General features: G+C 38.3%; 9 protein-coding genes. 8 read left to right on the top strand and 1 reads right to left on the bottom strand.

Features of this window, described 5'->3' with window-relative positions; translation table 11 throughout:
- The first annotated feature begins 29 nt into the window (after positions 1 to 29).
- The 8 genes from QNH24_RS22650 (at position 30) to QNH24_RS22615 (ending at position 10,956) form a co-directional block, all read left to right on the top strand.
- Positions 30 to 1,016, top strand: a complete 987-nt coding sequence (locus QNH24_RS22650) for a C39 family peptidase (RefSeq protein ID WP_283869651.1) — start codon at positions 30 to 32, stop codon at positions 1,014 to 1,016.
- Between the two features lie 68 nt (positions 1,017 to 1,084).
- Entirely contained in the window at positions 1,085 to 2,317 is a 1,233-nt protein-coding gene (locus tag QNH24_RS22645; protein WP_283869650.1) for a carboxylate--amine ligase, read from the top strand.
- Positions 2,314 to 3,015, top strand: coding sequence for a cysteate racemase (cuyB, locus tag QNH24_RS22640; RefSeq protein WP_054772419.1), 702 nt, complete (start codon positions 2,314 to 2,316; stop codon positions 3,013 to 3,015). Before QNH24_RS22645 ends, cuyB begins: the two co-directional genes overlap by 4 nt.
- Positions 3,016 to 3,235: 220 nt before the next feature.
- The gene (locus QNH24_RS22635; RefSeq protein WP_283869649.1) at positions 3,236 to 4,381 is read left to right on the top strand and encodes a DEAD/DEAH box helicase; all 1,146 of its coding nucleotides are present in this window, start codon (positions 3,236 to 3,238) and stop codon (positions 4,379 to 4,381) included.
- Positions 4,382 to 4,386: 5 nt separating this feature from the next.
- Positions 4,387 to 5,616: an aminopeptidase gene (locus QNH24_RS22630; RefSeq protein ID WP_283869648.1), complete on the top strand. Its 1,230-nt coding sequence runs from the start codon at positions 4,387 to 4,389 to the stop codon at positions 5,614 to 5,616.
- A gap of 33 nt (positions 5,617 to 5,649) precedes the next feature.
- Positions 5,650 to 6,549 (top strand): SGNH/GDSL hydrolase family protein, encoded by a 900-nt coding sequence (locus tag QNH24_RS22625; RefSeq protein ID WP_283869647.1) that lies wholly within the window; start codon positions 5,650 to 5,652, stop codon positions 6,547 to 6,549.
- A gap of 172 nt (positions 6,550 to 6,721) precedes the next feature.
- Positions 6,722 to 7,879 carry an exonuclease SbcCD subunit D gene (locus QNH24_RS22620; protein WP_283869646.1) on the top strand — a complete coding sequence of 386 codons (1,158 nt, stop codon included), beginning with the start codon at positions 6,722 to 6,724 and terminating at the stop codon, positions 7,877 to 7,879.
- Positions 7,876 to 10,956, top strand: a complete 3,081-nt coding sequence (locus QNH24_RS22615; RefSeq protein ID WP_283869645.1) for an AAA family ATPase — start codon at positions 7,876 to 7,878, stop codon at positions 10,954 to 10,956. The genes QNH24_RS22620 and QNH24_RS22615 overlap by 4 nt, the downstream gene beginning before the upstream one ends.
- Before the next feature lie 131 nt (positions 10,957 to 11,087).
- Here the strand turns inward: QNH24_RS22615 and QNH24_RS22610 are convergent, their stop codons facing one another.
- Positions 11,088 to 11,807 carry a LutC/YkgG family protein gene (locus tag QNH24_RS22610; protein WP_283869644.1) on the bottom strand — a complete coding sequence of 240 codons (720 nt, stop codon included), beginning with the start codon at positions 11,805 to 11,807 and terminating at the stop codon, positions 11,088 to 11,090.
- Position 11,808 lies beyond the last annotated feature (1 nt).

The following is an 11,808-nucleotide window of genomic DNA, read 5'->3' as shown; positions in this document are numbered from 1 at the left end:
TTCAAAATAGAATAGGAGCGGAATTTGTCTTGTGGACGGGGTTTAAACGCTTTTTACTAATAGGTATTATCATCATTATGTTACTTTCAGGCTGTAATCAATTTTCGCAGCAGGAAAAACAAAAAAGTGAATTAACAGTTTTAACGGTAGAGTTTAATAGTGGTGCACCCATCCCGAATCTTTATATAACGGTTACTGATGTGAAGACGGGAAAAATAGTAGAGGATGTAATTGGCTCTGATGAGGGAGAGGCAACCTTTTCAAAGTTAATAGAGGGACAGGAGTATGCCATTGCTGCAACTACACTTGAAAATAGTACTGAAAATAATGGCTATACAACAATTGAAAATTTTACGTACGATTCAACAAAGCCATACTATCGACTCCAAACACATTTTTCAAGAGATGAGCAGGAATTGGATGTACCAGTTGTTATGCAAAATCCTGAGCTACCACATGGCTGTGAAATTACATCGTTAACAGCCGTCTTAAATTATTATGGTGTGAATGTTACAAAGCTTGAAATGGCTGATACGTATTTACCGAAGCAAAAAATTTCTACTGTAGACGGGCAACGATTTGGTCCAAATCCAAATCAGGCTTTTGCAGGTGATCCTAGAGATAAAGCAAACGGTATGTATGTCTTTGCAGCTCCAATTGTCAAAGCGGCAGAGGCAGTAATAGCTGATAAACAGGCAAATTTACGTGTCACAAATATGAGTAAAGCCTCGCAGGACGAAATTTTACAACTTGTTCGGGAGGGTGTACCCGTTGTGACTTGGGTTACATTGGATTTATCGAAGCCCAACAAAAAAGCAGCTAAGGGCTGGATCTATAAAGGTGAAACAACGCCGCATGTAGCATATATGAACTTGCATGCTGTTGTCTTAACAGGACATTTAGGCAATAAAGTAGTTGTCATGGACCCATTAAAAGGCTATGTTACATATAATGTCGATCAATTTTTCAAAAGCTATAAAGAGCTAGGAGAACAAGCTGTAGCATTGCATAAATAGTTTCTTAGAGGCATCATAAAGTAGCAGTATGTTACACTTAGAAAAAAAGCTAAAGTGAGTTGAGTAGAATGGCTATTACCCATGCTTTTTTACCAGTTTTATTAGGAGATGAAATGAATGCTTATGGCATGGCTAGGGCATTTTACGAATCCTATGGTGTAAAACCACTTGCAGTAAATCATACAAATATGGCGAAAATACAACAGAGTGATTTATTAACATTTCGTGAAATACCAAGATTGAATATTGAAGAACGTTTTGTAGTTGCTTTACAGGCAATCGCAGAGGAATTTGCTGATAAAAAACTATTGTTGTTGGCCTGTGATGAGTTTTATGTAAAAAAAATAGTGCAACATAAAGAGGAGCTAGCAGAGCTTTTTATCATACCTTATGTAGATGCGCCACTAGCTAACCAGCTATTAACGCGTGAGAGTATGTATGAGCTTTCAGCAAAATTTGGCTTTCAATATCCTGCTATGCATGTTTGTACGGTCAATGACTATGAAGAATTTGAAATTCCCTTCGAGTATCCAGTTGTCATTAAACCAATGAATATGACAAAGTATGCTACATGTATTTTTCCAGGTAAGAAAAAGGTATATATTGCATATGATACTGAGGAAAAGGATGCAATTTTCAAGGCTATTTACAAGGAATCTGCCTACAGAGATGATTTGATGGTACAGCAATATATTCCAGGTGAGGATGCCAATATGCGTGTCGTTAATGCCTATGTTGGGCAAGACAGACAAGCGAAGCTACTAGCTATCGGAAATCCTATTTTAGAGGAGCATTCTCCTGATGGAATAGGTCGTTATGTAGCGATTATGACGATATATGATAGGGATTTAATGAATCAAGTCAAAGTATTTTTGGAGCAAATCCAATTTCAGGGCTTTGCCACGTTTGATATGAAGTATGATGAACGTGACGGGCAATATAAGCTTTTGAGTATTGAATTACATAATGAGCTTTCAAATTATTATGTGACAGCAAGTGGCTATAATTTAATGCAATACGTTGCGGATGATTTTATCCGTGGTAGCAAGCTACAGCTCACTTATGTGCAAAACAAGCATCTTTGGACAATTGTGCCAAACGGTGTACTTTTTAAATATGTTCAAAATGAGCAACTTGTGATTGAAGCAAAGAGCTTGATTCGACAAGGACTAGCAACTGACTCCATTTTCAATTATAAGGATATGAATGCTAGGCGTTGGTTGAACATAACGCTCGATAATCTAAGCTTTTATCGAAAATATAAGAAATATTTTAACAACAAAGGTCTGTCTAACTCATGAAAAAACAAACTTTAGGTATTATAGGTGGCGTTGGTCCACTTGCAACAATGTTTATCGGTGAAATGATTGTAAGACGTACAAAGGCAACGAAGGATCAGGAGCATCTGCATACACTTATTGATAATGATACAAATATTCCTGATCGTACGGCTTTTATTTTAGATCAAACAAAAGAAAATCCTGTTCCAGTAATTATAGATGATGCAAGAAAGCTTGCTTCAATTGGGGCAAATATGATAGCTATTCCGTGTAATACAGCGCATACCTTTTATGATGAAATTGCGGAAGGCTCCCCAGTGCCAGTGCTCCATATGATACGAGAAACTGCGAAGCGTGCCTATGATTTAGGCGCAAAACGTGTTGGTATTTTAGCAACAACTGGCACTTTAACGTCGCGCATGTATCAAAGTGCGTTAGAGGAATATGGTCTAACACCTGTTGTTCCAGATGAGCAAATCAAGGAAAAAGTGATGTCAATTATTTACGACTTTGTTAAGGCTGGAAAGGATGTCCCATCAGAGGAATGGCAACCGATAGAAGAGGCGATGCTAGCACTTAATTGTGATCGTATTGTTTTAGGCTGTACAGAATTATCGATTGTAAATAGAGATTTAAAACTAAATGATAAATATATTGATTCATTAATTGTTCTGGCAGAATGTGCGATTTTGTCATGTGGCTATGAATTAGTAGATTAACTAGCTAAAAAAAATCTGCTCGCTTTTCGCGGATAAGCCCCAAGCCTTCCATGAAGTGTAAGAGGCTTACATTCCGTGCATGAGGCGTGCAGATTTTTTAGTTATTAAGTATTACATACTCATTTAGTGAAACGATTAGCAATTGGTTTTCGTACATATGAAGTAGGAAAATGCTTAGTGTGTTAAACTAGTGTCAAGCAGATAGAAGGTGGGAAATAACATGTCAGTTATAAACTTATTAAATGAAGCATTACAAGCAAAATGGAAATTTGAAGAACCGATGAAAATTCAAGAGGAAATGATTCCAGCAATGCTTGAAGGGAAAGATATTGTGGCAGAATCGCCAACAGGATCGGGGAAGACATTAGCTTATGTTCTTCCTTTATTAAATAAAGTAAATGGTGCAAAAAAACAAACGCAAGGACTTATTGTAGCCCCATCACAGGAGCTGGCTATGCAAATTGTAGAGGTTATCCGTGAATGGACAGCAGGCTCAGATATTACAGTTCAGCAATTAATTGGTGGCGCAAATGCTGCACGTCAAATTGAAAAGCTAAAGAAAAAGCCGACAATCGTAGTTGGAACACCTGGTCGTTTAAATGAACTAGCACGAGCAGGAAAATTAAAGCTTAAAGAAATAGAAACAATAATTCTAGATGAATGCGATCAGTTGCTTAGCCGAGAATATCGTGTGGTTGTAAAATCCTTTATCGAAGGCTCTGCATACGGGCGTCAAGTAGTTGTGGTTTCGGCAACGATCACTGAGGAGATTGAGTTAGTGGCTAGTCGCATGATGTTTGAACCAATACGCTTTAAAATAAAGCCTGAAGATATGGTGAAGGTAGGAAAGGTTGTGCATTCCTTTATCAAGCTTGAAGAGCGAGATAAAACTGATTTCCTACGTCGCTTAGCACATACAGAAGGGCTACGTGCATTAGCTTTTGTAAACAATATCGATCAATTATTAATGAAAGAAACGAAGCTACAATATCGTTCTGCACCAATTGTGACATTACATTCCGACATGAAAAAAGAAGAGCGTAAAAAGGCATTAGATGCATTCCGCAAAGGAGAGGCACGTATTTTAATCGCTACAGATATTGCTGCACGAGGTTTAGATATTGCAGGTTTAACACATGTTATTCATGTTGATGTACCAAGAACGATTGAACAATACTTACATCGCTCAGGACGTACAGGACGTGCTGGAGCAGATGGCGAGGTATTAACGTTATTAGCTTATCGAGATGAAAAAGCGTATAAAAAATGGATAAGAGAAATTCCAGGCAAATCTGTACAAAAGGTATGGCATAATGGCATGCTAGTAGAAGGAAATTCAAAAACAATTGGACAAAAGCGAGGTTAACGAATATGACGTTTGAAGAAAAATTACAAGCATATGCAGAGCTTGCAGTAAAAGTTGGTGTTAATATCCAGCCAGGGCAATATTTATTAGTGAATACTTCAGTAGAAGCACTCGATTTTGCACGCTTAGTAGTGAAAGAGGCTTACAAGGCTGGTGCGGGACGTGTTCATGTAAACTTTTCAGATGATGTAATGGATCGAGCTTATTTCGAGCATGCCTCAGAGGAAGAATTCAATCGTTTCCCAGAATGGGTAGTAAAGATGCGTGATGAACTAATTGAACGTAAGGGTGCTTTATTATGGATTGATGCTGCAGATCCAGATAAATTAACAGGTATTCCAGCCGAACGTCTTGCAACACATCAAAAAGTATCAGGAGCAGCCCTGAAAAATTATCGCAATGCTGTTATGAAGGATTTAATCGCGTGGTCTATCGTTGCAGTTCCATCACCGAAATGGGCGGCGAAGGTTTTTCCGAATTTATCAACTGAGAAACAGGTGCCAGCTCTTTGGGAGGCAATTTTTAAAACAGTTCATATTGGAGAGGGCAATGCAGTTGAAAATTGGCGTGAACATGTTGCCAATTTAGAGTCTCGTGCTGTTTTACTTAATCGTAAAAAATATGCAAAGCTTCACTATACAGCACCGGGTACTGATTTAACAATTGCATTAGCTCCGCAGCATAAATGGCTTACTGGAGGTAGTAAAACACCAAATGATACAGTCTTTATTGCAAATATGCCGACAGAAGAGGTATATACGTTACCATTAAAACAAGGGGTAAATGGCTATGTGAGCAATACAAAGCCATTAGTATACCAAGGTAATATTATTGATGGCTTTAAACTAACATTTGAAGAAGGAAAAATTATCAAGGCCGAGGCACAGGTAGGTCATGATTTATTACAGGAGCTTATTCAGGTAGATGAGGGTTCATGCTATTTAGGTGAAGTAGCGCTAGTACCACACGAGTCTCCAATTTCAGCTTCTGAGATTTTATATTTTAATACTTTATTTGATGAAAATGCATCCAACCATTTAGCTATCGGTGAGGCGTATCCAACTTGCCTAGAAGGTGGTAGAGATTTAGAAAATGGGCAGCTTGAGGCTTTAGGTGCAAATATTTCTGTCACACATGAGGATTTTATGATTGGCAGTGGTGAGATGGATATTGACGGTATTTTACCAGATGGTACTGTGGAGCCAATTTTCCGCAAAGGTAGCTGGGCTTTTTAAATTCTGTTGATATAAGGGAAAGGGGTTGAGCAGATGAAGCGTTTACTAAGTCTTGTTATAGCTATAATTACAATGGTTTTTGTTGCTTCATCTGCCTTTGCTCAAAGTGAAAATTACGTGGCTATTGGAGATTCCTTGGCAGCCGGTCAAACACCCTATCAAGAGATTGATCACGGCTATAGTGATTTAATTGCTATGAGGTTGGGTATGACTGGGCAATTAAGCAACTTTACCAAGGAGCTTGCTTTCCCAGGCTTTACAACAACAGATGTACTGAAACGGATAAAATCTAAGGAAGCAAGTGACCTTTTAGCAGATGCTACTCTCATTACAATTTCGGCAGGTGCCAATGATTTACTGCGTCTTGTTCAGGTCAATCCAACTGCTGGTACATTAGCCTTTTCACAGCTACAAACAGATTATGCATTAAATATCGCCAGAAAAAATATGATAGATATTTTAGAGGAATTGAAGGTACGGGCACCTAAAGCAAAAGTCTATGTAATGGGCTATTATTTTGCATATCCTAATGTGCATGCTACGCAAAAAGAAGGCACAAATAGACAGCTTATAAAGCTAAATACAATTTTACAACAGCAGGCTGAACAGGCTGGAGCAGTTTATGTAAATGTGTTTGATGCTTTTGGCTTAAATGCTACAAGCTTTTTACCGAATATTTCTGATGTACACCCAAATTTTGAGGGCTATCGTCAAATGGCCAATGCATTTCTATATGAATATAGTGGAGGCGATGCATTAACGATTTCCGTCATTGAGTTGCCTAAGCCTCATCCTATTTCATTTGATGAGATTTTAGAAAAACAAACAAAGTCTATGCCAATAAAAGAAGAGAAGGAACCTGATTCTATTGCACGTATTATACAAGGATTTATCGGTTATGCAGCATTTATAGAAAAGGCGAGAGCAATTTAATAAAAATTAAAAGGGTATCGATAGAGATGCTCTTTTTTTCATGTGGTAACGGATAAAACTTTCAAATCAATGAATGGAAGAGGAGAAATAAGGGATAAAACAATACTAATAAAAGGTAAATCAATCATTCTATTAGTCGTGATAAAATGGAGATAGATTGGAGGCGCAAAGAATGAAAATATTTCATACAGCAGATTGGCATTTGGGAAAGCTCGTACAGGGAGTCTATATGACGGAGGATCAGCGCTATATTTTACAGCAATTTATGCAAGCCATTGATGAAGAAAAGCCTGATGTTATCATTATAGCCGGTGATTTATATGACCGTTCTATGCCCCCTATAGAGGCCGTTAATTTACTGAATGATATTTTAGCAGAGATTGTGCTTGATAAAAAAATTCCGGTGTTAGCGGTTGCCGGGAACCATGATAGTGCAGGTCGATTGAATTTTGGCAGTAGTCTAATGCGTGATAGTGGATTACATATGAAGGGTCAATTTACGAAGGATCATGCTCCAATTATTGTAGCGGATGACTTTGGTGATGTACATTTTCATCTTGTGCCATATGTGGAGCCTTCGTCAGTTCGTACAATTTTAGAAGATGATACAATTCGTTCTCACCAAGATGCGATGCAAAAAATTATTGACCACATTGGACAGGGCTTAGATTCAACAAAACGTCATGTGTTTGTAGGACATGCCTTTGTAACAAAGTATGGTGAGGAGGAAGCGAATACGAGTGATTCAGAGCGCCCACTTTCAATAGGTGGATCTGATTGTATAGATGCGGCGTTATTTAAGCCTTTTCATTACACGGCACTTGGCCATTTACATAAAGCACATTTTGTGTTGAATGAAAAAATTCGCTATGCTGGCTCTCCATTGAAATATTCATTGTCTGAGCATTTACATGAGAAGGGCTTTTTAATCGTTGAACTAGATGCACAGGGAGATATTACTGTGACAAAACGAAAGCTTCTACCAAGACGAGATTTACGCATAGTAGAGGGCTTGATGGATGATTTATTAGCATTACCACCAAATGAAGATTATGTATTTGTCCGTTTAACAGATACGACACCAGTGGTTTCACCGATGGAGCGTATTCGTACAGTATTTCCTCATGCAATGCATATCGAACGTAAAGTCATGCGCCCAGAAATACTACATGAAATTCAAGCAGTCGAGTCAGAGAAGGTAGATGACATTGATTTATTCCGTTCATTTTTTACAGATATCATTGGTGTCCAGCCTGATCAGGATACAGAGCGTCTATTTACAGAGATGCTTCAGGAATTATTAGATGAGGAGCGAGAAACAGTAAAATGAAGCCATTGAAGTTAACAATTACTGCATTCGGTCCATATAAAAACACAGAAATAATTGATTTTCAACAGCTTGGTGACCATCGTTTATTTGCGATTTCTGGTAAAACAGGGGCTGGGAAAACGACTATTTTCGATGCTATTTGTTATGCGCTATATGGATCAGGTAGCGGTGAGGATCGTCAGGATACAGCAATGCTACGAAGTGGGTTCGCAGAGGATGATATTTATACTGCGGTAGAGCTCACTTTTGAAATGGATGGCAGGATTTATCATGCTTTACGTCAGCCTGGCCATATCAAAGCAAAAAATAAAAGTATTACAGGTAAGAAAATTGAATTGGCTGAAGTTAAAGAAGGTAAACTTGATTTTGGCATTGTAGAAAAGCAACAAACACTTGAGGTAGATAAAAAGCTACAGGAAATAATAGGTCTGACAAAGGACCAATTTAGCCAAATTGTCATGCTACCACAAGGTGAGTTTCGCAAGCTATTAACCTCTGATTCTACAAACAAAGAGGTTATATTACGTAAAATATTTAAAACAGATCGCTTCGGTGCAATGACCAAAAAACTAGATGCCAAACGAAAAGAAGCAGAGAGTGATTTACTACGAGCTCAACAATTAAAGAAGCATTTACTTGGTCAAATTGCAGGAGCCTTACCACAGCGACCTTCTTTTTTATTTACTTGTATAAATGATAATACCGCAAACATGCATCAAGTGAAAAAGGCATTGGAAGAGGAACATGCCTATTATATTGAATGTATTCAAGTAGAGCAACAGCGCTATGAGGAAGCCTATGCTCATCATCAAAAAGAACAAGAATATTACAGTATGGCAAAAACGCTGAATGAACAATTTGAAGAGCAATCCAAACGTCAAAACCAACTGCAAGTATTGCTACAAGAACAGGATGTATATACTGTTAAGGAACGTGAGATTGCTTTGGCAGAGAAAGCAGAACGGCTAGTGTTAGTTGAGCAACAATGTATCGATCTACGCAATGAGCTAAATAGAAAAGAACAATCCTATCAGCAAGCGTTGATGGAACAGCAAAATGCAGAGGCTCAGCTGATAGTTGCACAAGAAAAGTTTAACGCTGAAGAGGCAAAAGAGCCTGAACGACAGCGCATACTACAGCAAGAAATACAGCTCCAAGCATTATTACCGAAATTTGAAGCGTATGAGCATAATCTTCAGCAAATGCAACTAGCTGAGCAATATGTCGTTACAGCCAAACGGTCACTAGCAGATAATGTTGCATTGCTCGAAAAAGAACAACTGCAATTACAGCAATTAACAACAACAATTGAGCAATATGAAAAACAGCTAGAACCATATGAAAGTTATTTAGAGCAACTGCCCAAGCTAAAGGAACAAGTATCATTACTAGCGCAAGTTGAAAAGTATACAAAGGCAGTTGAGACAATTGAGCAGGATGTAATGACTGCTAATGTCCGTAACCAAAAAAGTAAACAAGCCCTTCAAAAGCTAGAACAGCAATGGATTACTAGCCAAGCAAGTATCTTAGCTCGGCAGCTTAAAGATGGGGAGCCTTGCCCAGTTTGCGGTAGTACAACACACCTCAAAACACATTTAGAACAATTGGAGAGTATTGAATTAGCCCAGGTGGAAGCTTTACGGGTAAAGGCAACAACTAATGAGCGTAAGTTTTTGGAGAAAGAAGCTTTATTGAACTCCACTAAGCAGCTTTTACAAGAGGCACTAGCGCAGCTGGAGACTAATCATATCGATCAAACTAATCAAGCGCAAATAGTAGCCTCCTTACAATATGTAGAGCAACAAATTACCTTTTTAAAAATAGTCAATCAACAATTAGTTGATGTACGCTTGAAACAAAAGCAACAACGTGGAAGTCTGGAGTTGCTACAAGAAAAGCACATAAAGTTAGAGCGATATTTAGCTGACCAGATGCAGGAATTAACAAAGCAACGGGCAATTGTGGAGGAACAGCAAAAGCATATCCCTGAAAATATTAAGACATTACAGGCGTTAAAGCAGGCAATTGCGGCTATCGCTTCACAGAAGGTTGTATTACAAACTGCTTGGCATACCAGCCAACAAAGCCTACAAACTTCAAAGGAAGCGGTAAATGGTGCTAAAAAGGCTGTTGAAATAACCAAACAGGCTTTCGAGGAATTCAAGCAGAAAATGGATGAAAGGCGTGAGCAATTTTCAGAAAGTATGAAAATCGCAGGCTTTGAAAATTTTGAAGAATTTGCTGCTGCGAAGCGTAGTGAGTTTCAAGTAGAGGCTTTACGGAAGGCTTGTAGTGATTATACGCTACAAGTGCACACATTGCAGGTACAAATTACTGAAGGAGCTAAACATCTTCAAGGAAAGGAGAAGCAAGATTTAGCGTTAATGGAAGAAAAGCTAGAGATATACCGTGTAACATATGAGGAAGCATTTAAAGTGTTACAGCAAATGAAAGGATTTGCAAAAGCATGTGAAGACTTTGTTGAAAGAATCGAAGAAACAGCACAAGAGATTCGTTTACTTGAAAAGGAAGCAGGACGAGTGAAAGAACTCTATGCCATGTTAAATGGTCAGAATACGAAAAAGCTATCCTTTGAGCGTTATATCCAAATCAACTATTTAGATAAAATCACAGAGGCAGCAAATATACGTTTACAGCATTTATCCAATGGACAATTTGAGCTTCGACGTTCTGATCGATTAGAAAAGCATGCTAAGCAAAGTGGTTTAGGGCTAGATGTTTATGATGCCTATACAGATCAATTACGCGATGTGAAAACATTATCGGGTGGAGAAAAGTTCAATGCATCATTAAGTCTTGCCCTTGGTATGGCAGATGTCATTCAAAGCTTTCAGGGGAATATTCATATTGAAACAATGTTTATCGATGAGGGCTTCGGATCACTTGATGAAGAAGCCTTAAATAAAGCAATTGATACACTGATTGATTTACAGGATTCTGGACGTATGATTGGCGTTATTTCTCACGTTGCAGAGTTAAAAGCTACAATGCCAGCTGTGTTACATGTTGAAAAAACAATGAATGGTCATAGTCAAACTTATTTTGAAGTGAAGTAGAGGCGTAAAACGATACGCCTCTTTTTTTATCTTCATTCAGCAAATGTTTTTTATATCGAAAGCATAGCGGCAAATGTTTTTTTGCGCGAAAGCGTAGCGGCAGCTACAATTACGCCAAGGCGAAATGGATTCTATAAATCATCGATAATGATATAGGTCATGTAAATTGGACCATGTACTCCAACGACTAAAATCATTTCAATATCAGCAGAATTACTAGGACCAGAAATAAAATTAACACAAGAGGCGAGAGTTTCTCCATTTTGTAGACGCTCCCGAATTTGTATAGCTGCCTGTGTCATTCGAGGCACAATCGAGCTTTTTGGTATTAGGATAATAGACTTGGTAGGTAAGAAACTCACAGTACGACCGTGATGTGGATTGCTAAAAAGTACAGCTGTACCGGATTCCGCTAGTGTAATATCACTAATTGTAATTCCTATATTGGCCTTCTCTACTAGTGCTATATTATCTCTGCCGATTGTTGGGTCCCAAGTATGTAGTTCGATTTGTTTTTTAGGTAATGTATCTGAAAAAAGCTCTGTCAGACCATAAGCGTCAAATCGTTCATCCTGCCATGTCATAATTGGTCCACCATCATAATCGTCAATGACTTTTTCCAGTGTCATAGCTAAATCAGCAGAGGATGTGACGACGCAGTTCGTATTGATACGTGTGCATTGTTTTTGTAATGTGACCAACAGCTCATCCTGAGATAAGTTTTGTAATGTTTTATTTTGTGGTGAATACCGCCACTGAGGACGCTCTACATGCACAGGTGTAGATATTCGTTGAAGTCTAGAGGATAATTGACGAATAAATGTCTCTCGATTTTGAATTTTGCCTACCATT

The organism is Lysinibacillus pakistanensis (assembly GCF_030123245.1).
In the GTDB taxonomy this organism is placed as follows: Bacteria; Bacillota; Bacilli; order Bacillales_A; family Planococcaceae; genus Lysinibacillus; species Lysinibacillus pakistanensis.
The sequence above is the reverse complement of the archived record's forward strand: the minus strand, read 5'-3'. Positions and strand labels throughout refer to the sequence as shown.